General features: G+C 64.2%; 12 protein-coding genes, 1 other RNA gene and 1 pseudogene. 8 read left to right on the top strand and 6 right to left on the bottom strand.

The window, feature by feature from the left end; translation table 11 throughout:
• Positions 1-95 precede the first annotated feature (95 nt).
• A complete protein-coding gene (locus tag BBBF_RS08695) occupies positions 96-1496 on the bottom strand; it encodes a metallophosphoesterase family protein (RefSeq protein ID WP_021648220.1) in 1401 nt (466 codons plus the stop codon).
• 491 nt (positions 1497-1987) lie between these two features.
• Between BBBF_RS08695 and leuA the strand changes: the two genes are divergently transcribed.
• Positions 1988-3898, top strand: coding sequence for a 2-isopropylmalate synthase (leuA, locus tag BBBF_RS08690; protein ID WP_021648219.1), 1911 nt, complete (start codon positions 1988-1990; stop codon positions 3896-3898).
• Between the two features lie 168 nt (positions 3899-4066).
• Here leuA and BBBF_RS08685 read toward each other — a convergent pair whose 3' ends face one another.
• The 3 genes from BBBF_RS08685 to trhA all read right to left on the bottom strand — a co-directional run bounded on the left by BBBF_RS08685 (position 4067) and on the right by trhA (position 9309).
• A complete protein-coding gene (locus tag BBBF_RS08685) occupies positions 4067-6565 on the bottom strand; it encodes a transglycosylase domain-containing protein (protein ID WP_021648218.1) in 2499 nt (832 codons plus the stop codon).
• A gap of 459 nt (positions 6566-7024) precedes the next feature.
• A complete protein-coding gene (gene glf / locus BBBF_RS08680; RefSeq protein WP_021648216.1) occupies positions 7025-8191 on the bottom strand; it encodes a UDP-galactopyranose mutase in 1167 nt (388 codons plus the stop codon).
• Positions 8192-8400: 209 nt separating this feature from the next.
• Positions 8401-9309 (bottom strand): PAQR family membrane homeostasis protein TrhA, encoded by a 909-nt coding sequence (gene trhA, locus BBBF_RS08675; RefSeq protein ID WP_080665102.1) that lies wholly within the window; start codon positions 9307-9309, stop codon positions 8401-8403.
• Positions 9310-9830: 521 nt separating this feature from the next.
• Here trhA and BBBF_RS08670 point away from each other — a divergent pair.
• The 6 genes and pseudogenes from BBBF_RS08670 (at position 9831) to BBBF_RS08650 (ending at position 20615) form a co-directional block, all read left to right on the top strand.
• A complete protein-coding gene (locus BBBF_RS08670) occupies positions 9831-13898 on the top strand; it encodes a S8 family serine peptidase (RefSeq protein WP_021648212.1) in 4068 nt (1355 codons plus the stop codon).
• Positions 13899-13989: 91 nt separating this feature from the next.
• An RNA gene (gene ffs / locus BBBF_RS09325) (signal recognition particle sRNA small type) lies at positions 13990-14084 on the top strand.
• 524 nt (positions 14085-14608) lie between these two features.
• Positions 14609-15721 carry a phosphatase PAP2 family protein gene (locus tag BBBF_RS08665; RefSeq protein WP_033509793.1) on the top strand — a complete coding sequence of 371 codons (1113 nt, stop codon included), beginning with the start codon at positions 14609-14611 and terminating at the stop codon, positions 15719-15721.
• Between the two features lie 84 nt (positions 15722-15805).
• Positions 15806-18610 (top strand): annotated as a pseudogene (gene topA / locus BBBF_RS08660) (type I DNA topoisomerase); the annotation flags it as partial.
• A gap of 89 nt (positions 18611-18699) precedes the next feature.
• Entirely contained in the window at positions 18700-19434 is a 735-nt protein-coding gene (gene tmk / locus BBBF_RS08655) for a dTMP kinase (protein ID WP_003814160.1), read from the top strand.
• The gene (locus BBBF_RS08650; protein ID WP_003814162.1) at positions 19431-20615 is read left to right on the top strand and encodes a DNA polymerase III subunit delta'; all 1185 of its coding nucleotides are present in this window, start codon (positions 19431-19433) and stop codon (positions 20613-20615) included. The genes tmk and BBBF_RS08650 overlap by 4 nt, the downstream gene beginning before the upstream one ends.
• A 10-nt stretch (positions 20616-20625) precedes the next feature.
• Here BBBF_RS08650 and BBBF_RS08645 read toward each other — a convergent pair whose 3' ends face one another.
• Both BBBF_RS08645 and BBBF_RS08640 read right to left on the bottom strand, forming a co-directional pair.
• Entirely contained in the window at positions 20626-21708 is a 1083-nt protein-coding gene (locus tag BBBF_RS08645; protein ID WP_003814163.1) for a LacI family DNA-binding transcriptional regulator, read from the bottom strand.
• 161 nt (positions 21709-21869) lie between these two features.
• Complete coding sequence (locus BBBF_RS08640; protein WP_003814166.1) at positions 21870-22130, bottom strand: HPr family phosphocarrier protein; 261 nt, start codon at positions 22128-22130, stop codon at positions 21870-21872.
• Between the two features lie 356 nt (positions 22131-22486).
• Between BBBF_RS08640 and ptsP the strand changes: the two genes are divergently transcribed.
• The gene (ptsP, locus tag BBBF_RS08635; protein ID WP_021648207.1) at positions 22487-24145 is read left to right on the top strand and encodes a phosphoenolpyruvate--protein phosphotransferase; all 1659 of its coding nucleotides are present in this window, start codon (positions 22487-22489) and stop codon (positions 24143-24145) included.
• Positions 24146-24329: the final 184 nt, after the last annotated feature.

The following is a 24329-nucleotide window of genomic DNA, read 5'->3' as shown; positions in this document are numbered from 1 at the left end:
GAGCCGGGTGGATATACGGCGGATATGAATAGGCATGGTGTCGACGATATCGCCGCCGGAACCATGCCCTTTGTCGTCTGTTTGCCGCCGCTGCGCTAGCGTCGCAGACGCCGTGCGATGGAGCGCACGATTGCCGCGAAGCCGGCGGATAGGGTCAGGGCGACGGTGGCAAACACCTGCGGCCGGCGCAGTTCGTTGCGCAGGGTCGCGGCGCCCGTCACGCAATGATCCTCGAAGAACACGCGCAACTCATTGCCGCTGTAACGGCCGACCAGGTCGCCCCACGTGAGCATGCGGGTCTCATACGCGGCCGGGTCGTCTTCGCGGAACTCGAACAGGCGGATGCCGCGCAGGCGAGACTTCGGACCGTAGCATTCGAAGCCGCACGTCGGCGCATACCCTAGATCGAGGTCATGCACGTGCCCGACGAACGAGTTCTTGTGATCGTGCCCGCAGTACAACGCGAAATAGCCGCCCGCCTCGCGCAATGCGTCCACCTCGCCGACGTTCTCGTCAGCGCAGCCGATCGCCTCGCCGAGCCGTGACCCCGGCCGGCATACGGCGTCGTTGAGCACGTAGCAGCGCCCGGCGTAATTGCGGGCGCCCTCCACGGCGTTCGGCGTCCATGCCGGGACCTCGGTCAGGCAGTCATAGAATTCCTGCGGCGGAATATGCTGGAACGTGATCGACGGCACCGGTTCGCCATCGCCGTTGCGCTCGGCGAGCGTGCGCTGCACGTCGCCCAGCCATGCGATCGCCTCAGCGCTCGGTGTGCCGTAGCCGTCCGAATCCGCTAGGTCGAGTCCGCGCGAATGCGCCACATACCGCGGGTACTGGGCGTCATTCTCCTCCGGCTTGCCCGCATAATCGCCGGAATTGACCAGCATCACGCCCATCGCCACATGCTCCGAACCGTCGGAGGACAGCACGGGCAGCGCGAATGTGCCCGACTCGATGGCCAACGGCGAGCCGCCGGCAGCATCGGCCTCGGGATTCAGGCAGCCGGGGAACTCGCGGTAGATGTCGTCCTGCTCGTCAGGCAGGATGCCGCACTGGAAGTCGTGATTGCCATAGGTCGCGGCGAACGGCACGCCCGCGTTGATGACCGGTCCGAGGAACGCGCTGAACGTGTCGCGCACTTTCTGCCGGGTGTCGTTCATCAGGTCGTCCATCGTGACCACATCGTCCTGCGGTGGCAGGTCCGGATCGCGCCGCGCCGCGATGCGCCTGTGGATGCCGTGTAGCTTCGCCTCGATTTCGGTGACGAGACGTACGCGTGCGCCGGGGTTCTCGCCGCGCCGGCGCAGGAACGTGTCGATGTACGCGGGATCGTACCCGCGGATTTGATCGCCGGTGAACACCACCAAATCCGGCTTCGCCTCGTTGATTGCGGCCTCGATCATGCGGATCGTGTCGCGGTTGACTTCCGGGCCGTCCTGAATGTCGGCCATTTGCAGCACGCGGAACGTGCCGTCGTCGTGAAAACGCAGTGTCATGCCCTCCACTGTAGCGAGTCGTCCTGTGCGGCGCCATACTCTTCGCGAAGTCGCCACCACGCGTGGAGCGGGCGCCGCCATGCAGTCAACGGGCGTCCGGAGAGGGGCCGAAACGTTATCTCGGCAGGGTATCTACGTTTCGAGGGGGTGACTCGGACGCTCTGGAACATCTATCTGCATTTCGAGGGGTTGGTGGCCGAGTATCAATGGCATGGGAGCCGCATGATTCCAGTGGCGTCCATCATGCAATACCTCGAATATCGAGCAACGCCAACCCCTTGAAACGCAGATAGATGTTCGGCGGGCCTGAAATCACCCCCTCGGAAGCGAGATAACGCTCCGAAGGCCGCATGGATTGGCCGCATTCTTGATATCTCGGCGGTTTACCGGGGCGCTTCACGCTAGACTGATTAATTGCATGACCTATCGTGCGACGACAACATACGGCCGGCAGGCAACAGGCGCCGGCATCATCAAGTAAAGGAGGAGATATGGGTCAGGATCAATCATCAGTGTTTGATCTTGCGGCGGTCGCCGCGGCGTCCAATGGGGGGAACAACGACCCGCTGCTGCCTCCCGCACGATTCATCGGCGAGCCGCAGAAGCCGAGCGATATGCCTTACACCAAGTACGTCGCCTACGACAAGCAGGTGCCGTTCGACTATCCCGAGCGCACGTGGCCGGGCAAGCGTCTGCAGCGTGCCCCGCGCTGGTGCTCTGTCGACCTTCGCGACGGCAACCAGGCGCTCGTCAACCCGATGGACTCCGAGCGCAAGCTGCGCTTTTGGAACCTGCTCGTCTCCATGGGATTCAAGGAAATCGAGGTGGGCTTCCCGTCCGCCTCGGAGACGGATTTCGACTTCATCCGCATGCTTATTGAACGCGAGCTCATCCCCGACGACGTGACCATCGTCGTGCTCACCCAGTGTCGTGAGCACCTGATTCGCCGCACTTACGAGGCACTCAAGGGCGCCAAGCGTGCGATTGTGCACTTCTACAACTCGGTCTCTGTGCTGCAGCGCGAGGTCGTGTTCCGCAAGAACAAGGAAGAGATCAAGAAGCTCGCCACCGACGCGGCCGAGCTGTGCAAGGACCTTGAAAACGAGGCCAAGGGCATTGACCTGTATTACGAGTACAGCCCCGAATCGTTCACCGGTACTGAGCCGGAATACGCGGTCGAGGTGTGCAATGCGGTCATCGGCGTCATCAAGCCGACCCCCGAGCACCCGATGATCATCAACCTGCCGGCCACGGTCGAGATGACCACGCCGAACGTGTTCGCCGATGAGGTGGAGTACGTGTCCACGCATCTTGACGACCGTGACGCCGTGGTGCTCTCCCTGCACCCGCACAACGACGAAGGCATGGGCGTGGCCGCCACCGAGCTGGCCGTGCTGGCCGGCGCCGACCGCGTGGAGGGCTGCCTGCTGGGCAACGGCGAGCGCACCGGCAACGTGGATCTGGTCACGCTGGGTCTGAACATGCTCACGCAGGGCATCGATCCGCAGATCGACTATTCGAACGTTCCCGAGATCCGCAAGACCGTCGAGTACTGCAACCAGATCAAGATCTCCGAGCGTCATCCGTACGCGGGCAACTTCGTGTTCACCGCGTTCTCCGGCTCCCATCAGGACGCCATCAAGAAAGGCCTCGAAGCCCGCGAGGCCGCTGCGGACCGAGTCGGCGCCGATCTCGACAAGTTCGTGTGGCTCGTGCCGTACCTGCCGATCGACCCGAAGGACATCGGCCGCACCTACGAGGCGATCATCCGCGTCAACTCGCAGTCCGGCAAGGGCGGCATGGCCTACCTGCTCAAGACCAACCACAACCTCGACCTGCCGAAGCGTCTGCAGGTGGAGTTCGACAAGATCGTGCAAAACTTCGCCGACACGACCAAGAAGGAAGTCAAGGACGAGAACATCTGGCGTCTCTTCAAGGACGAGTACCTGCCGGTGGAGCAGTCCGGCATGACGGCCGCCGGCGTGGTCGTCGGCGATACGCATGACGCGACGCTCGCTCCGTGGGGCCGCCTCAAACTGCTCAAGGTGGCCGTCAGTTCCGGCGAGGATGGTTCAGACACCGTGCTCAAGGCGCGTGTGCTCGACCGCGGCGTGAACGTGGGCGTGGACGAACCTCACGAGCGTGAGATCTCCGGCATCGGCAACGGCCCGATTGCGGCGTTCCTCAACGCGGTTTCCAACCTCGGCATTGAGGCGTCCGTGATGGATTACGTGGAGCACACCATGTCCGTCGGTACCGACGCCATGGCCGCGTCCTACGTGGAATGCCAGGTGGGTGAGGACGCTGAGACCCAGATCATCTGGGGCGTCGGCATCGACTCCTCGATTACCACCAGCGCGCTCAAGGCGATCATCTCCGCGATCAACCGTTCGCAGCGCTGATATTTCGCGGTAAACGAAAGGGTGGCTGCAGGATTCGTCCTGCAGCCACCCTTTTTTGATGGTCGTGAGAGGCCGGAACCACCTCCAGTCGCACGGGGCCTAGCTCTCGTGCCCCCGCCGGCGGGGATGGTCAACGCACGCCAATAACCGCGAATCCGGCCTCGTCCCTCACTGCGACGCTATGCCGTTGGTGCTGGATTCATTGCCGGTGGAGCAGCCGGCGGCGGTGGGATCGGTCGCGCAATCCGAGCCTCCGCCGTTGTTGCCGTTGTTCCCTCCGTTGCCGCTATTCCCGTTGTTGCCGCCGTTCCCGCCGTTGCCATCGGACCCGTTGCCGCCCGATCCATTGCCGTTACCATTCGAACCGTTGCCGGTCTGCGGCTTCGTCGACTGCGAGCCCGACCCGTCGCCAGACTGCGTGCCGCTCTGCGACGACTGGTCGTCGCTCCTGCTGCCGCCCTGCGAATTCCCGCTCTGCGACTGGCCGCTGTTGCCCCAAGACGAGTATTGCGAACCGGTGCCCCACGTGCCATCGGGTCCACCGATCTTGCCGCTGTCGGTCACGTCGGGGAACTTCTCGTCCGCCACGTTCTCCAGCGCCCTCGACATGTAGTTGGTGAACAGCACGGCCGGATATCCCATGCCCTTGTAATACCCGTTGATGGTCGGCAGTTCCAGCGCCTCGCCGTTCGCTCCGGGATTCCAGATGGCGAACATGGTGAGCGTCGAGGGCGTGAACCCGATGAAGCTCACGGCCTTGTTGTCGTTTGCCGTGCCGGACTTGCCCGCCATCGTCTTGCCGATCGCGCTCGCCGCACGACCGGTACCGTATTGGATGGTGCCTTCCATCGCCTTGACCACCAGTCCGGTGTCGTTCGCGTCGAACACCTGCTCCGCGGTGGATGGCGCCTTGTACAGTTCCGGCCCCTTGCTGCTCTTCACGCTGGCGACGATGTGCAGCGTCGGCTTCTTGCCCTGGTTGGCGATGGTGGAGAAGCCGCGCGCCATGTCGATCATGCTCAGACCGGAGTTGCCGAGCGTCACGTAGCCGTCATCGGTGATCTTGCCTTTGATGCCGGCCGTGTGCGCGGTCTTGATTATCGTGTCCGCGCCGAGATGCTGCTGCAGATCCATGTACACCGTGTTGACGGAGTTCGCCGTCGCCTTGTACAGGTTGATGTAGCCGTAGCTAGCGCCGCCCGAGTTCGACATCGGCTGTTTCAGCCCGGGGAAGCTGCGCGGCGAGTTGCCGTTGAACACAGTATCGAGGCTGACGCCCGTCTGGACGGTCGAAAGCAGCGTGAACGGTTTCATCGTGGAACCGACTTCGTAGGTCGCGTCGGTGACGTTGTTGAGCTGTTTCTTCAGGTAATCCTCGCCCGCGTACAGCGAGATGATTGAACCGTCTTTGACGTTGACCGACAGGCCGCCGGTCTGTACGCCGTCCGGCATGCCCGCGTTGCCCTTGGTGGGGCTCGCGGTCTGATACATCAGATCCTGTTTGGATTTGTCGATGGTGGTGACGATGGTGTAGCCGCCGGTGTCGAGGTCGTCTTGCGTGAACGCCTTTGAGTTGATGAGTTCGCTGCGGACCATCTGCAGCAGATACCCGTTGGGGCCCTCGTAGATGTTCTGCTGTGCGTTGGTGACGGTTTTCGGCATCGTGGCTTCACTGGCCTGTTTGGCGGTGATGTAGCCGTCCTCTTTCATGATGTTGATGACGCGCTCGAATCGCGATTTCGCCTGCTTGGCGTTGACGGCCGGATCCCAGTTGCTGGGGGACGGGATGATGCCGGCGAGCATCGCCGCCTCGGGCACAGTCAGGTCTTTCGCGTCCTTGCCGAAGTACGCCTGGGCGGCGGCCTGGATGCCGTAGGCGCTGCGGCCGAGATAGATGGTGTTGAGATAGTTGCACAGGACGGTGTCTTTGTCTTGCGTCTGCGCGATCTTGACCGCCAGTATGGCTTCCTTGAGCTTGCCCATGTAGGTGGTGGTCTCGCCGAGGTAATACCGTTCCGCGTACTGCTGGGTGATGGTGGATCCGCCCTGGCGGGTGCCCTTGGTGACGTTGTTGATCAGCGCCCGTGCGATGCCCTTGAGATCGATGCCGCGGTCCGTGTAGAACGTGCGGTTTTCGGAGGCGACCACGGCCTGGCCCACGTATTTCGGCAGTACGGAGCAGTCGATGATCTCACGGTTCTGCTCGGCGAACGTGCCGATTTTCGTTTTGCCGTCCGCATAGTACACGCTGGTTTTCTCGGCCAGCGCGATGGTCTCCGGTTGGGGGATTTCGATGGTGGCGTACAGGTAGGCGAACGCGCCGATGCCGACGGCGAGGAACAGGCCGATGATGCCGAGCGTCCACTTGAGAATCAGATGCTTCTTGCGCCCTTTGGCTTTCGGGCCTTTCGAGCCGGGGGAGCGGTGGGTGCCGCCGCCGCGGTGTGTGCCTTCGGGCGGATTAGCGCCGCGGCCACGCCTTGAGCCGCTGTTGCGCTGCGCGCTGTAACCGTTGGTTGCGGAGGTGCCGCCGGTTCTCGTGCCCGTCGCCGCACCCGCTTGGGTGCCGGTCGCGGTGCGGCCTGAGGCGCCGGCCGCCCGACGGCCGGACGTTCCTGCCGCGCGTCGGCCTGAACTGGAATTAACAGTGCGCGTATGTGAAGCCATGATTCTACCGTAGTCCTTGCAATATGATGCGAACCGGTTTGCGCGTATTTTCGCGCTTTCCTCACCGGTTTTCCTCTGAATCCTTACAAACGTCGATATCGTGCTTGGTGCTTGTCTATATCTAACAAAACCACAACCATAGCCTCTCGGCGTGACGGTATCGTGAGAAACGTTGGAAAATAAGGGTTTTAGCCGGATGCGTCACTGTGCGAGGGCTCACACGGTGACGATACCGTCGCACGGTGACGGTCATGACCGTCCTTAATGTGAGTCGGATTCTGCATTGTGGGATTGTATGAATGCTTCGCTGGTTTGGGCCCGGCCAAAGCGGTGCGGCGTTGCCTCATCCGGTCATAGTCCCACTTTCCGGTGAGCGTATGAGACTGTGGCCGGATGAGATGGGCGGGAGATCCGGATGAAATGAGAAAAGGCGGCGGCGGAAGTGCCCGCCAGTCGGTGTCACCGGGCGCGCAGCATCGGCGCGACCTGCTCCTCATATGCGGTGAGGGCGGCGTCGATCACGTTGTGCATGTCGTAGTACTTGTAGGTGCCCAGGCACCCGCCGAACACGACGTTCGGCTCGGCGGCTGCCCTGGCTGCGTACCGCTCATAGAGCGCCTTGTCGGCGTCCGTGTTGATCGGGTAGTACGGTTCGTCGCCACGCTCGGCGAAGCGGGAGTATTCCTCCCACACCACTGTCCTGTTGTGGTTCTGCGCGTCACGCCTCTCCGGGTTGAAGTTCTTGAACTCGATGGCGCGGGTGTAGGGCACGTCCGCGTCGGAGAAGTTCATCACCGGGCAGCCGAAGTGGTCGTCCTCGTCGTAGCGCACTTCCTTGAAGTCCACCGTGCGCCATTTCAGGTCGCCGAGTTCATAGCCGAAATACCGGTCAATCGGCCCGGTGTAGACCACGGGCGTGCCGGCGGCGCGCAGCGCCTTCTTGTTGAGCGGCTGGCTCTCGTCGAAGAAGTCGGTGCCGAGCGTCACATGGATGCGCGGGTCATCGATCATGCGCTCCATCCACGCGGTGTAGCCGTCGCGCGGCAGTCCCTCCCATGTGTCTTTGAAGTAGCGGTTGTCGTAGTTGAACCGCACGGGCAGCCGCTTGATGATGCTCGCCGGCAGTTCGGCCGGATCGGTCTGCCATTGCTTGGCGGTGTAGTTCTTGATGAACGCCTCATACAGCGGCCGTCCGATCAGCTGGATGCCCTTGTCGTTGAGGTTTGTCGGGTCGGTGCCGGCCAGTTCACCGGCCTGTTCGGCGATGAGTTGCCTCGCCTCGGCGGGCGTGTAGACCGCCCGGAAGAACTGGTTGATGGTGCCGAGATTGATTGGCAGCGGGTAGACCTCGCCGTCGTGCGTGGCGTACACGCGATGCACGTAGTCGGTGAATGCGGTGAAGCGGTTGACGTAATCCCAGACGCGTTTGGTGGAAGTATGGAACAGATGGGCACCGTATTGGTGGATTTCGGCACCGGTCTCCTCGTCGATATAGCTGTACACGTTGCCGCCGATGTGGCTGCGCACATCGATGATCTCGACCCGGGCGCCCGCGCGCTCCGCCGCCTGCTGTGCGATGGTCAGGCCGAACAGGCCCGCGCCGACGATCACCAAATCCGCGTTCATAGCTTCCTTCCGTTGCGGCCCGCGCCGGCGGTGCCGGTTGCGCCGCGACCCTTCCATTTGATGATTCGCGCTGTTCCCCGCGTCGAATATGAACGGCCGTCATGTGCGTTTCGTTCTCAGCTCGACCAAGGATACCGCACATTATCGACCGCGCAACCATTCCTGTGAACGATTTGATGAACGTTCGGTGACGGCAAGTCCGGCGTCTTTTACAGCGCGCACACGACCAGATATATGGCCACCACGTGGCAGGTGTACCCGATGACCGTGCCCATGTGAAACACCTCATGAAACTCGAACCAGCCCGGAATCGGATTGGGTTTGCGGATCGCGAAGCATGTGGCGCCCGCAATGTAGGCGGCCCCGCCGCACGCAATCAGCACGGTCGCCGCCGGACCCACCGCGGGCGCGGTCCACAGCACCGGAAGCAGTGTGACCGGCGCCAGCCCCAGCACCACGTACACGACGGTGAACACCCAGTTTGGCGCTCGCAGCCATACGATATGCATCACTGTGCCGACGAGCGCCGCCGCCCATATCACCGTCAGGTACGGCCATCGGATCGAAGGGCTGAGCGCGAACAGCACCGGCGTATTGGTGCCGGCGATGATCAGGAAGATGTTGGAGTAGTCGATGCCGCACAGCACGCGCGTCACCTTGGCGCTGCGCCACGGTACGACGTGCAGCAGGGCGCTGTTGCCGAACAGCAGTATCGCCGACGCGCCGTAAATCGCGCACGCGGCCTTGACCGGTCCGGCCGGCGCGATGCAGATCAGCACGATGGATGCGGCGATGCACAACGGCAGGGTGATGAGGTGCTGCCATCCGCGCAGCCGAGGCTTGCGGTTGCCGAATGCATCGACCGGCGTGACCTGGCGTTCGGCGGCTTTCAGTGTGGCCTTGGCTTGGCGATAGCGTGCGCGCGCGGCGCGATACTGCTCGAGGGCGCGGTTCATCGCGGTGGCCGAGGCACCGGTCTGCGTCGCGGCCATGCCGGCAGCGGTTGCGGTCTGCGCTGTGGAGGCCGCCCGCATCCCGCCGCCCGCGGTCTGTCGCCGCGCTGTTTTTCGCTGCGCCGCGGACTTGCGTATGGATGGTGCACTGATTGACGCGCTCATCATCATCACCTCGCTGCGGCCGGAATGCCCGGCCTACACTAACTTACGCTACCGTAACTTAGTGTAGGTCGCTGATGGTTCGCTGACAATGCTTCTCTGATGGTGAATCGAATGCCGTCCGGGCCGCCGAAGGCAGCATGGCGGTTCGTGTGTATCATATATTGACCGTCAGCTGAAGATTTTCATAGTTTTTTCTTATAGCCGGGCATAAGCGGATTGTGGATGCGTCGGGATCCGGAAGTACGTGCTCGACTGCCGTAATGGATGCCGGTCGAATATGCTGTGGCCGCATGGGAGGGGCTGAAAAGCGCGGTCTGATGGAGGTCTGCCTGTCTGACGATGGCGTGCGTCATGCGCGGTACGTGAGAGTCGGCGTATATGGCATTGTGAGGTGAGTGTTAACAATATGTTTCTGAGACGTTGCGCGATGCGACAAAACGTAACGATATCGGACGAGCGCCAGGTCTAGTTTCTTTCACAGTGTCGTCGTGAGTGACGCACGCAAAGAGAGGAAAACAATAATGGCCAATAAGCAATGGCCTCGCTGGGTTGCCGCTGTAGCGGCCCTGGCGATGGCAGGCAGCCTGCCCGGTACCGCGCTCGCGGCTCCGGCACAAGGTGACGCGGCGTCCACGACGCCGACTCTGTCGACCGGCAATCTGAAGAGCAAGGTCTCATCCCAGCTTCAGCAGGCGAAGGGCGAGGTCACCGCATTCATCCAGACCACCAGCCCCTCCGCGCTGGAACGCAAGAACAGTGTGCTCAAGAACTTCAGCAGGCAGAGTTCCGCGCTGCCCACGCTGAAGCAGCGCGCGCAGTCGGCCCAGGCGGCCACGCAGAGCGCGAAGACCGCCGAGAAGACCTCGGTGAACGTGTTCTCGCAGCTGCAGTCGCTGGACTCCAGCGCCAAGAAGATCTACTCCACCTCGTATGCGCTGTCCGGCGTAGCCGTTCGCGCCGACGCGGCGTCGCTGCGCAAGCTCGCCGAGCAGTCCGGCTCGGTGGCGCACATCACGATCCTGACGCCCAAGAAGGCGCTCGACACGACCAACGGCAGTGGCGAAGCCCCCGCGAACAAGAACAACGACCAGCTGGTCAACGCCGTCAAGACTTGGGAACAGACCGGCAAGACCGGCAAGGGCGTGAACATCGCAGTCGTCGACACCGGCCTCGACTACACGCACGCCGACTTCGGCGGCGCAGGCACCACCGAGGCCTACCAGACCGCGCTGAACTCCACCGCCGACCCGCTGACCGACCCGAAGGTCAGCAAGCTGCTCGACAAGACGAAGTTCAAGGGCGGTTACGATTACGCCGGCGCCACGTATAACCCGAACGCCGGCAACAACAATCCCACCCCGGACGCCAACCCGATCGACGGCCAGGGCGGCCACCACGGCACGCACGTCGCCGGCACCGCGCTGGGCTACGGCGTCAAGGCCGACGGCACCTCGGGCAAGACCGATACCGCAGGCTACCAGAAGCTGACCGCCGGCGACATCGCCAGCTGGAAGATTGGCCCCGGCGCCGCTCCCGAGGCCGGCATCTACTCGTACAAGGTGTTCGGCGACAACGGCGGCACCACCGACCTGGTGCTCGAAGCGCTTGACGGCATCGCCAAGCACAACACCGAGGCGGAAGTCAACGGCGACGAGTCCAGCCGCATCAGCATCGTCTCCATGTCGCTCGGCGGCAGTTTCGGCGCCTCCGACGACCCGGAGAACGTGGCCGTGGATAACCTCACCGCAGACAACGTGCTGTCCGTGATCGCGGCCGGCAACGACGGCGACATCACCGACATCATGGGTGCCCCCGGCACCGCCAAGAGTGCGCTGACCGTGGCCGCGAGCCAGTCCGGCAAGGCGCTGCAGGACGCCGTCGAAGTGACCGACGGCCCGGCCTCGCTCAAGGGCCAGACCCTCGCCGGCCAGTACTCCGTGAACTACGCGAAGCTCGACGACTTCTCCCTGACCGGCAAGGTCGTGCGCGTCAAGGACAAGGACAACCTGGAAGGCTGCAAGGCATACTCCGCCGATGACGCCGCTGCCGTCAAGGGCAACATCGCCTACGTCGAATGGAACGACGCCGCTGTGAACTGCGGCTCCAAGACCCGCTTCGACAACGCCGAGAAGGCCGGCGCGACCGGCATCCTGTTCGGCTCGCAGGCGAACATCCCCGAGTCCGGCATCGGCGGCAACGCCGACATCCCCGGCTTCCAGCTGGTCAAGAACGCCGCCGAGAACAAGGACCTGCAGAGCGCCATCGATGACGGCACGCTGACGGTGACCCTGTCCACCAAGCTGCGTATGAGCAAGGACGCCGACTACTCCAGCGAGAGCGAAGACACTATCGCGTCCTTCACCTCCCGTGGCATCCACGGCTCCTATGACGGCACCGCCAAGCCCGATGTCTCCGCCCCCGGCGTGGGCATCGTGTCCGCTTCGGCCGGCACCGGCAACAGCGACGAGATCATGAGCGGTACGTCCATGGCCACCCCGTTGACCTCCGGCGTCGCCGCGCTGGTCCGTCAGGCCCGGCCCGAATACCTGGCCAACGTGGTCAAGGCCCAGCTGATGAACACCGCCAACCACGACGTGCTCACCGCGGATCGCAAGACCGCGTACGGCCCGCTGCGTGTGGGCTCCGGTCGTATCGACGCGCTCGCCGCAGTGAACAACAACGTGCAGCTTGCCGGAGAGGATAACGAGGCCATCACCGCGCAGTTCGGCGTCATCCCGGTCGGCAAGGACGGCTACACCGACAAGCAGACCATGCGGCTCGTGAACAACACCGATCATGACATTACGTACAAGCTCACATACTCGGCCCGCACCCCGGTGCCGGGCGTCACGTACTCGGTGAGCGGCGACAACGGTGGGGACACCGTGGTCGCCAAGTCCGGGACCAGCACCAGCTTCCGCGTGAAGATCAGCATCGACCAGTCCAAGCTGACCCGCACCCGTGACGCCACGCAGTCCGCGCAGGTCGCAGGCAAGGACCGCCAGTACGTGACCGACGCCAGCGGCATCATCACCGCGACTCCGGTCACCCAGGAGGATGACGCCACCACGCTGCGTGTGCCCGTCACTTCGGTGCCGAAGGCAATCTCCGAAACCACCACGGAACTGAGCGGCTTCAACAACAAGAAGGGCACGCTGTCCGTGTCCGGCCATGGCCTTGACCAGGGCGACACCGCCACCGGCTACCACTCCGAGCTCGTCCCGTTCGTGTACGGTGCCGAGGATCCGGCCGACGGCTACACCGGCAACGGTGACGCCGCTCGCAGCCTTGCTGCAGGTGACATCCGCGCGATCGGTTATTCCAGCACCGCACCTCAGCTCTCCGATCCGTCGCAGGGCCTGCTGAGCTTCGGCATCATCACCGACAAGACGTGGTCCCACCTGGGCAACAATTTCGTTCCGGACGTGATCTTCGACGTGGACGGCGACATGAAGGCCGACTACATGATCTCGGTGAGCACCACCGAAGGCAACACGCAGTACGACACCGCATGGGCCACGACGACTTCCGCGACAACCGGCAAGGTCGTTGACGAGGAGCCCATCGACCCCGCATATGTCTCCGACTCCAACCAGGTCGTGCTCTCCGTGAAGCTGTCCGCCCTTGGATTCACCAAAGACACCAAGGTCGCCCCGATCGCCTACATGGCACAGATCGAGTCGATTTACGCTGCCGGCGCGAAGGATCAGTACATCGTCGACACTGCGGGCGGTTCCAAGGACGACTCGTTCGACGCGTACCACCCTGCCCTGTGGTTCGGCGACTCCGCCACCGAAGGCAACGGCACGGTCAGCTTCCCCGACGAGAACGGCACGAAGGTCGCCGTCCACACCGCGGATGATTCGTCCGAGACCGCTCCGAAGGTGCTGGCGCTGCACAAGAACGGCTTCTTCCCGAACATCGAGACCGATGAGCCCGTCATCGACGCGCACACCGTGAAGAACATCGACAAGGCGCTGCTGGAGACTCTGGTCTTTGCCGCTAGCAAGTACCAGGAATCCAACTACACGGCGGATTCGTGGGCCGCATTCAAGAAGGCCTTCGACGCGGCGAAGAAGGTGCTCGACTCCGACACGGCCACGCAGCAGCAGGTCAACGACGCCTACACGGCGTTGCGAACCGCCATCAACGGGCTCGTCAACGCGACCGCCAAGCCGTCTAAGGACAAGCTGAAGGCGGCGGTGGATGCTGCGGCCAAGCTGAAGGAATCCGACTACACGGCGGATTCGTGGGCTGCGTTCGTCAAGGCGCTTGATGCCGCCAAGGCGGTGCTCGCCAACGACAACGCGACTCAGGAAGAGATCAACAACGCGACCGGCGCTCTGTTCAAGGCCGAAGAGGCTTTGGTGAAGAAGGCCGGCACGCCGACGAAGCCCGGCAAGCCGAGCCAGCCTGGCGCCCCGGCGAAGCCCGGTGCGTCGGGCGCCAACAGTGGCCAGAACGGCAGCAATGCCGGCGTCGCCAAGACGGGTGCCGCTGTCACTGGCATCTCGGGCGTAGTCATGCTGCTGCTCGCCGCCGGGGCCACGCTGGTGATCATTCGCCGGCGTGACGCGGTGCGTCGCTAGTCTCCCATAGCCGATAATGCCCTTTCCCGCGAGCGCGGGGAGGGGCATTATTGTCGTTGCGCACCCGATATCCGGGGGTGATGTATACTAGTACAGCCTTCACGTGGCGTTATGTCACCCAATCCCCCCAGGGCAGGAATGCAGCAAGGGTAAGTGGCCTCTGTCGGGTACGTGAAGGTTTTCTTTTTCTTTTCTTGGCCCCTCACCCTGACCGTCGCGGCACCGTGAGGCTTAAATTACAGGTTGAAATCGCCGTTCTTGGCAATTCCCCGTGCGAAATCGCCGTTTTTGGACCTTGAAACGGCGATTTCACACGGGGAATAGTAGATTTCGGCGATTTCAACCCGTATTTTGATATGCCGGGGCCAGGTTTTCGATTATTCTGTCGGAATATGGGCGCGATGAGGCGACTGACACATGTACAGGCTCTACAGTCTTGAACTATGAGTGAAGAACAGCGTGTTGATGATCCCGCCGAAATCTCGCGTGACGGTGCGATTCCGCCTGACGCCGTGCAAGTCAGCGGCGACCGGGCTGATGCGGCAACGTCGGCGGAACGCCTGCCGTCCACGGAGACGACCGATGCGCCCGCTGACACGCCGAATGAGCCGGATACCGCAGCCGCATCGGATACGACGTCATCTGGCGCGTCGGCATCAGCCCCCGCACCAGAACAGGCGCGCTCGTCGGCGAAACAGGAGCCAGAACCCGTGGTGCCGCAGGCGTCCCCGGCCAGCGCATGGTCCGCTTTGGAGACGACCGCGGATCATCCGCTGCGCACCCTCGGATCGCCCGCGCCGGCCGCGCGCAAACGTAAGGCCGCCGCGCCCGACGAACACGCGGCGGACATCGAGCGCGGATTGGCGCGTCGCGACCCGCTGACCGTGCGCCCGCGCGTGTCGAGCCGTGTGCTGTGTGCGGTGTTCGGCGTGCTGATGATCGCGATCTCGTTCGGCGCATGGTGGATCGCCGTGCGCACCGAGGACGGGCAATCGTACGAGGATATGGTGTTCAGCGGCTTCCACGACAGCCTGCCGTCGTGGGCGTCCGCTCTGGTCGCCCCGTTCATCAGCCGCAATATCACGTCAATCGCCGGGCATCCGTTGAACTTCACCGTAATCGTCTCCGCGCTGCTGATCGTTGTCGCGGCGGTGGTGATGCTGGTACGCAAGCGTTGGTGGCTGGTCGGGCAGTCCGCGGTGTTCGCCGCGCTGTGTTTCGCGTCCACATATCTTAAAGGTGTGCTGCCGCGGCCGTTCATCATCAACACCGTGTCTCAGCCCGCCAATTCCGCGCCTTCCGGTCATACGATGCTGGCCGTCGTCGCGGGCGTGCTGCTGCTGTTCGCGGTTCCGCGCGGATGCCGTGCGTGGATGGCGCTGGTCGGGGCCGCCTATGCGCTGGTCATCGGCCTGTCGGTGATCGCGGGGGCATGGCACCGCCCGGTTGACGTGGTGATGAGCCTGCTGCTGGCGGGCGGCTTCGCGCTGCTGGCGATGGCATTCACGCGCACGTCCGGCATGGACGCGCCCGGCAAACGCGCGTCCTCGCCGAGCGTGCAGATCGTCGGCACGGTGATGATCACGGCGGGTGTGCTGTGCTGCTGCTATGCCGCATACATCATGTGGCAGATTGAGCCCGGTCTGAGCCTGAGCGCGAGCTGGGCGAGCGTCGGCGCCCACGTCTCCACCTTCGCGATGATAGCCGGCGTTTCGTCGCTGGTGTTCGGGATGCTGCTGGCGATGCGCCAGATCACGGCGTCCCCGTTGAGCCGAGCCGGCCTGGTGGGGGCGCCGCCGGCCCCGCCGAAGAAAAAGCGGTGACCGCCGCGGAGCCGCGCGATTTGCCGTTTGACCATGCCGCGTGAGTATGATGAAGGCCAATGACATTGTAGGTAAGGAGAGACAATGGGCACCGGCAACAAGCTTGTCATCGTGGAGTCTCCCACCAAAGCGAAGAAAATCGGTGGGTATCTTGGCAGCGGCTACACCGTCATGGCATCGGTCGGTCACATCCGTGACCTTGCACAGCCCAGTCAGATTCCCGCGGACGACAAGGCCAGGTTCGGCAAGTTCGGCGTGGACGTCGACGATGGCTTCAAACCGTACTACATCGTCGACGGTGACAAGAAGAAGACCGTCGCCGAACTGAAAAAAGCGCTGAAGAACTCCGACGAGCTCTACCTCGCCACTGATGAGGATCGCGAAGGGGAGGCGATCGCCTGGCATCTGGTGCAGACGCTCAAGCCGAAGGTTCCCGTCAAGCGCATGGTGTTCCACGAGATGACCAAGGACGCCATCAAGACGTCGCTGGGCAACACCCGCAACGTGGACGAGGACATGGTGGACGCGCAGGAGACCCGCCGCATCCTCGACCGCCTCTATGGCTACGAGCTGTCGCCCGTGCTGTGGCGCAAGGTGGGCCCGGGATTGTCGGCCGGCCGCGTCCAGTCCGTCGCCACACGCCTGATCGTCGAGCGTGAGCGCGAGCGCATGGCGTTCGTGCGCGCCTCCTACTGGGACGTGACCGCGGTGCTGGGCGCGACGGACGCGGAGGGCGAGCCGGCGTCGTTCGAATCGCGCATGGTGTCGCTTGGAGGCAAGCGACTTGCGGGTTCCAAGGATTTTTCGGATGACGGCAAGCTCACGCCGTCCGGTTTCGCTGACAACGTATGCCAGCTGGATGAGGCCCATGCGAACGCCCTCGCCAAGCTCCTGGCCGACGCGACCTTCACCGTGGCATCGATGGAGACCAAGCCGTACCGTCGCCGCCCGCTCCCGCCGTTCACCACATCCACGCTGCAGCAGACGGCCGGCAACCGCCTGTCCATGAGCTCGCGTCAGACCATGCGTGCCGCGCAGGGGCTGTACGAGAACGGTTACATCACGTATATGCGAACCGATTCGGTGACCTTGTCGCAGGAGGCCATCGCCGCCGCCCGTGATGCCGTCGAATATCATTTCGGAAAGTCGTTCCTGTCCGATGGGCCCAAGCAGTATGTGACGAAGACCGCTAGTGCGCAGGAGGCCCACGAATGCATCCGACCCGCCGGCGCGCGGTTCCATGACCCGGCGGAGCTCTCCGGCAAGGTGCCCGCCGACCAGCTGAAACTGTACACGCTGATCTGGCAGCGCACGCTCGCTTCCCAGATGGCCGACGCCACCGGCTCCACCGCGACCGTGCGTCTGTCGGCTCCTGCCGGCGAGGACGGCGAGGCGATGTTCCAGGCGTCCGGCACGGTGATCGAGTTCCCCGGATTCATGAAGGCCACCGGGGAGGGCCGTCGTGCGGCGGCCCCCGCTGCCTCCTCGATGGGTGCCGGTGACGGCGAGGCCGCGGCGAAACGCGCCTCGCGCGAAACCGACGACAACGGATCGCTGCCGCCGATGCAGACCGGTGACCGTCTCGCCGCGTCCTCGGTGGAGGCTGACGGGCACGAGACCCAGCCGCCGGCGCGATACACCGAAGCGTCGCTGGTGAAGACGCTGGAGGCCAAGGGAATCGGCCGTCCTTCAACCTATGCGAGCATCATCTCCACCATCATCGACCGTGGATACGTCTACGAGCGCGGTCGCGCCCTGATTCCATCGTGGCTGGCGTTCTCGGTCATCAAGCTGCTGGAGACGAAATTCCCCAAGTACGTCGATTACCAGTTCACCGCGGATATGGAGAACGGGCTCGACCAGATCGCGCACGGTCAGGAGACCGGCCGTGACTGGCTGACCCATTTCTATTTCGGTTCCGGCGGCGACGCGGCGACTTCGGCGGACGAAGCGCACGCGGGCCTGCAGCAGCAGGTCGCGCAGCTGGGGGAGATCGACGCCCGCGCCATCAACACCATCGACATCGGCGACGGACTGCACGTGCGCGTCGGTCGGTACGGCCCGTATCTCGAAGACATGAACCACGTGGATGCGGCGGGCAACCCCAAGCGGGCCTCCCTGCCCGACACCATGGCGCCCGACGAGCTGACCGTGCAGGTCGGCCATGAGCTCATCGACAGCAATGCCGGTGGCCCGCGCGAGCTGGGCGTCGACCCGGCAAGCGGCGGCACGGTCGAAGTGCGCAACGGCCGGTTCGGCCCGTATGTGGCCTTGGTGCCGCTTGAGACGGACGGCGGGTCATCCGAGACGAAGTCCAAGAAGACCACTGTGCCCAAGCCCAAGATGGCGTCCCTGTTCAAGACGATGAGCCCCGAATCGATCACGCTGGACGATGCGCTGAAACTGTTGTCGCTGCCGCGCACCGTGGGCGTTTACGAGGAGGCCAACACCGAGACCGGCGAACTTGGCGAGGTCACGGTCGAGGCGAACAACGGCCGGTACGGCCCCTACCTGACCAAGACCGGAGCCGACGGCAAGTCCGAGACGCGGTCTCTCGCCTCGGAGGATGAGATCTTCACCGTGGACGTCGACAAGGCGAAGGAACTGTTCGCCCAGCCGAAATACGGACGCGGCCGTGGACGCGGCACCGCGAAGCCGCCGCTGCGCGAGCTCGGCCCCGATCCCGAAACCGGCAAGAACGTGACCATCAAGGATGGCTTCTACGGCGCCTACATCACCGACGGCGAAACGAACCGGACCGTGCCCAAGCAGTACACGGCCGAGTCCATCGAGCCGGCCGAGGCGTTCCACCTGCTGGCCGAGAAGCGTGCCGCCGGCCCGTCCAAGCGCGGGCGTCGCAAGACGACGGGCGCCGCCGCGAAGAAGACCGCCGAGTAGAGTCACGTCGCAGCCGCCGCGATGGCGGCCTGGCCGCGTCGCATGCCGCCATCGCGTACACTGTGGGCAAGGGGGTAGATATGACTGGATTGTTCATTTCTTTCGAAGGCGTTGACGGCGTAGGGAAGACCACGCAGGTCGAGCGCCTGCGTGACTACTTGGAGGCTGCAGGCCGCGAGGTCGTGGTGACGCGTGAGCCGGGCGGCACGGCATTGGGCGGCAGCTTGCGTCAGCTGCTGCTGCGTGAGCCGGGAGACGCCGCGGAAGCCGACGGCGCCGATATCGCACCGCGCGCGGAGGCGCTGATCTTCGCCGCCGACCGGGCGCAGCACGTGGCTGAAGTGGTCCGTCCGGCGCTGGAACGCGGAGCCGTGGTGATCACCGACCGGTATCTTGATTCGTCGCTCGCCTATCAGGCGGGAGGCCGTGAACTGACCGCTGACGACGTCCGCGGGCTGAGCATGTGGGCGACCGGCGGGCTGATGCCCGTGCGCACGTACCTGCTCGACATGGACCCGACGGCGGCGCACCGGCGTCTGCAGCATGACGCGGATCGCATGGAGTCCGCGGGCGACGAATTCCAGCAGCGCACCAGGCAGGCGTTCCTCGATCTGGCAGGCCACGAGCCGGGCCGTTTCCGCGTGATTGACGCCGCATGGCCGATCGAGGCCGTATGGGAGCACATCAAGGCGGACGTTGACGCGGTGCTGGCCGATGCCGCGGCGGATGAGCGGGCCGCGGCGCAGGCGGCTGCCGCTCAGGCTGCCGTCACTAAGGAAAGCGACGGTAACACTCCGGCTGGAGGTGCGCGATGAGCGTATGGGACTCCATTGTCGGCCAGCAGGCAGTGGTCGGCCAACTGCAGGCCATCGTCTCCGGCGACCCGAAGGCGCTGGCCCAGTCGTGGCTGATCTGCGGACCGCCCGGTTCCGGACGCTCGAATGTTGCGCGCGCGTTCGCGGCCGCGCTGGAAAGCCCTGACAGGGGCCTTTCCGACGAGCCGACCAATATAACCCGTCAGGTGCTGTCCGGCACCCATCCCGACGTGACCACGTTGGCCACCAACAAGGTCACCATCGGCATCGATGACGTGCGCCAGCTGATCCTCACCTCCGAACAGATGCCCAGCACGGCGCCGTGGCGGATCATCATCATCGAAGACGTTGACCGCATGCTGGAACGCACCACGAACGTGCTGCTCAAGGAGATCGAGGAGCCCAGCCCGCACACCATATGGCTGCTGTGCGCCCCCAGCGCGCAGGATGTGCTGCCGACCATCCGCTCGCGTACCCGCATCGTCAACCTTGCCGTGCCGTCCACGAAAGCGGTCGCGGATTACCTGATGGCATCCGTCAATCCGGCGCTGCCGGCGGAACGCCAATTCGACCGTCATGTGGCGGTGCGCGCGGCGCGGCTCGCCGAAGGGCATATCGGCATAGCGAAACTGTACGCCTCCGACACGCAGGTCATGTCGGACCGGGACGAGCTCATCGTCGGGCTGCTGGGACTGCGCAAGGCATCGGATGCGGTGCTGCTGGCCGATGATCTCATCGACACCGCCAAAAGCCAGGCGGAAGCCGACGTGAACCGGCAGACGGCCGCCGCCGAAGCGGATTTCCGCCGCATCAACGGCCTCGGCGAGCAGGACCGCATCCCGCCGAAGCTGCGCGGCGCCTACAACGCCATCGCCAAGAAGGACGAGATCAAGCGGCGGGCCACGCGCCGGAGCCGCGACGTGCTTGACCGCGCGCTCAACTCGGCCGCCAGCATCTACCGCGACATAGCGGTGCTGCAGAACAACGCCGAGGACGCAGTCGGGCTGATCAACATGGAGAACCGCACGGCCATCGCCGAGCTGTCGGCACGGCTGAGCCGTCAGGAAGTAGTCGATCGGTTGGAGGCCATCACCGTGGCCAGGAAGCGGTTGCTAGGCAACGGCAACCCGATGCTGGTGTTCGAGGCGCTGTTCTGCGCGCTGATTCCGGGGAGGCTATGACGGCACCTGGTCAGGAACGCACGACGGTGGAGCCCCGGACAATCAATTGGGGCAGCAGCGAGATGTGCGCCGCCTGATCGGGCCCCTGCCCGATCAGGCGCAGCGCCTCGGTGACGATCTGGAGGAACGGCGGGCGGACCGAGGTCAGCGTCGGCATCGTCGTCAAGGCAAGCGGGGAGTCGTCGTAGCCGACCACGCGCACGTCGTCGGGCACGCGGATGCCCAGCGTCTGCAAGGCGATCATCGCGCCCAGCGCGATCATGTCATCGGCGCATATCACCGCTTCGGGCGGTCGCGCATCGGAGTCGGCGAACATGCGCCACACGCACTGATAACCGCGCTCCACGGTCGAATCGCCGAATCGGTTCCATGAGGTGTCGGTGACGAGCCGGTGCGTGCGCATCTGCGTATGGAACATCGCGAACATCTCGGCCGATTCGAACGATACCTCCTTGCCGGCCAGATAGGCGGCGGAACGCACGCCCTGCTCGGCGAGGTGCGCGACGATGCTTTCCATCGCCGCATTCTCGTCGATGCCGACCATGGACGTGCGGAAGGATCGCTGCCGTCCGCCGACCTGTACGATGGGCGTCGTCATGGTGGTGCGGTCAAGCGTGTGGGCCAGATCGACGCCCGCGGCAGGAACGATGATGATGCCGTCGACCTTGCGGGCCACCAGCGATTCGATGCGTTCGTCCTGCGTATGCTGCTCGTTGCCGATGCCGAGCAGCAGTTGCTGTCTTTCCATGTCGATGACCGGTTCCAGCTCATCAAGCAGTCCGGCGCTGAAATGGTCGGTCGCCGAAGGGATGACCAGTCCGATGGTGTTGGTGGCGGCGCCGCGCAGCGAACTCGCCGCATAGTTGACCGAATAGTTGAGTTCCTCGGCGGCGGCCCGGACCCGCCGTGCGATGTCGTCGTCCTTGGTGCGTTTGCCGGAGAGCACACGGGAGACCGTGGCGATGGAGACGTGGGCCATGGCGGCCACGTTGGTGATGGAACTGGTCGCCGGCTGTGGGCGTTGTTCCGGGCCGGGCGCCGGGTCGTCGTTGACGGGCGTCGTGTCTGGCTTGGATGCCGGTATGGCGTCCATTACGGCGGATGGCTGTCTCTTCATGGGGCTCGCAGTGTTCGGTATGACGGCGGGCGGCCGCCATATGCTTGCGATGCGCGTCGGTGCGCATCTGGTGGATGGGAATACGCTGACGGCCGCCCACGCGGTTCGTGCGGGCGGCCGTCGAATGCGTGCGCAGGTTACTCGGCCGCGGTGAGCGTCTCGATGAGGCTGTCGATGACGGTCTCGGCGTTGTCGCCGTCCACGGTGACCTCGACGGTGTCGCCCTGCTTGATGCCCAGGCCCATGATGGACAGGATGGAGCCGGCGGGAACGGGGTTGCCGCCCTGCTTGGCGATGGTCACGGTGCAGCCGGACGCGGTCGCGGCCTGAGCGAACTTGGCGGCCGGACGGGCGTGAATGCCGACGGGATCGGTGATGGTGGTAGTGCGGGTAACCATGGAGACACTCCTTTGCGTCGTCGCGCCGGTGGTTCCGGTGCGGTTTGTCGTGCGTCGATATCGACACTCGTCAGCGTGCGTGTGCCGTGTTGGCCCGCGCCGATACCGATTAGCAATAACATTACTCTATGCCAATTGCTGGGCGGCCGTTCTTCTGGCTGCTGACATAACAGTGTACCATGATTTTCCAATTTTCTGGAAAACGTTTACTTCTAGTCGTGTCGCGCTTTTGAGGGTGTATACTGGCGTGGACAGAAAATGATTTACCGGCGATGAAGTTGGTGGGTCAACAAGGCGGTCCGCGGATGGGAAGTACCGGTCATTCGCGGCGAGAGGCCATAACATAAGGAGAACATATGGTTATCAAGGGTGTTGGCATCGGACGCGGCGTTGCGGTCGGCCCGGTCATTCGTATGGCAGCTGCGCTTCCCGAACCGTCCGATGCGCCTCGCGCCGACAGTGTCTCGGCCGAATCCGAGATCGAGCGCGTGACCAAGTCTCTGGCGCTGGTCAACGCGGATCTGAACCGCCGTGCCGAAGAGGCCGCGAACGGCGACGAAGGCGCCAAGCAGGCTGCTCCGATCCTGCAGGCCATCGCCATGTTCGCCTCCGACCCGGCGCTCGCGCAGAGCATCAACACGCTCATCGAGCAGGGCAAGACCGCTGAGCGCGCCGTGCTGGAAGGCTTTGGCGCCGTGGAAGAGATGTTCAAGGCCATCGGCGGCTATCAGGGCGAGCGTGCGGCGGATCTGCACGACGTCGGCCAGCGCGTCATCGCCGACCTGATGGGCGTTCCCGCGCCGGGCGTCCCGGTCTCCGACACCCCGTTCGTTCTGGTCGCGGAAGACCTGTCCCCGGCCGACACCGCCGGCCTCGACCTGGACAAGACCCTCGCCATCGTCACCTCGCAGGGCGGCCTGACCTCGCACACGGCCATTCTGGCCCGTGCCCGCGGCATCGTGGCCGTCGTGTCCGCCGCCGGCGCCGACGACCTGAAGAACGGCGAGACGGTTATCGTCAATGCCGCGGAAAGCACCATCACCACCGAGCCGAGCGACGAGCAGGTCGCCGCCGCCGAAGCCGCGAAGGCCAAGGTCGCGAAGGCCAAGGAGCTGCGCGGCAAGCCGGGCGCCACCAAGGACGGTTATCACATCCCGCTGCTCGCCAACGTCGGCAAGCCCTCCGACGGCAAGACCGCGCTGGAGTACGGTGCGGAAGGCGTCGGCCTGTTCCGTTCCGAGTTCCTGTTCATCGGCAACGCCGAACCGCCGAGTGTTGAGGAGCAGACCAAGGCGTACGCCGAACTGCTCGCCCAGTTCCCCGGCAAGAAGGTCGTCATCCGCATGCTGGACGCCGGCGCGGACAAGCCGCTGCCGTTCCTCACCCCCGAAGACGAGCCGAACCCCGCGCTTGGCCTGCGTGGCCTGCGCACGCTGCGCACCCACATGAACGTGCTTGAGGGGCAGCTCAAGGCGCTTGCCGCCGCCGATGCCCAGACCGACGCCGACCTGTGGGTCATGGCGCCGATGGTCGCCGACGCGCATGAGGCCGCCTACTTCGTCAAGCTCGGCAAGTCCTTCGGCCTGAAGAAGGTCGGTGTGATGGCCGAGGTGCCGTCCATCGCCCTCATGGCCGATCAGGTGGCCAAGGTCGCCGACTTCGTGTCGATCGGTACGAACGACCTGACCCAGTACACGCTGGCCGCCGACCGTACGCTCGGCTCGGTCGCCAACTACCAGACCGCATGGCACCCGGCGGTGTTGCGCGCGATCAAGCTGATCGCCGACGCGGGCAACGCGAACGGCATGCCGGTGGGTGTGTGCGGCGAGGCCGCCGCCGATCCGGATCTGGCCGTCGTGCTCACCGGCATCGGCGTCAACTCCCTGTCGATGACCCCGGTCGCGCTCGACGACGTGCGTGCCGAACTCGCCGGCGTCACGCTTGAGGAAGCGCAGGAGAAGGCCGCCAAGGCCCTCAACGGCGACTTCTACAACCCGTCCGAGTGGAACATCTGAGGGAGTCACGCCTATAAGACCATAATGTGATTCCACTGCCTCAAACGAGAGCGACGCCATACGAGATTCGGCTGTTTTGCCGGCTCGTGTACGGCGTCGCTTTTGCATATGCGGTGTGATGAGGTGCGGTAAAGCGCGTGATTAATCATTGTCCATACTAAGATTTCGCAAATCTTAGTATGAA

It is taken from the genome of Bifidobacterium bifidum ATCC 29521 = JCM 1255 = DSM 20456, from assembly GCF_001025135.1.
In the GTDB taxonomy this organism is placed as follows: Bacteria; Actinomycetota; Actinomycetes; order Actinomycetales; family Bifidobacteriaceae; genus Bifidobacterium; species Bifidobacterium bifidum.
The sequence above is the reverse complement of the archived record's forward strand: the minus strand, read 5'-3'. Positions and strand labels throughout refer to the sequence as shown.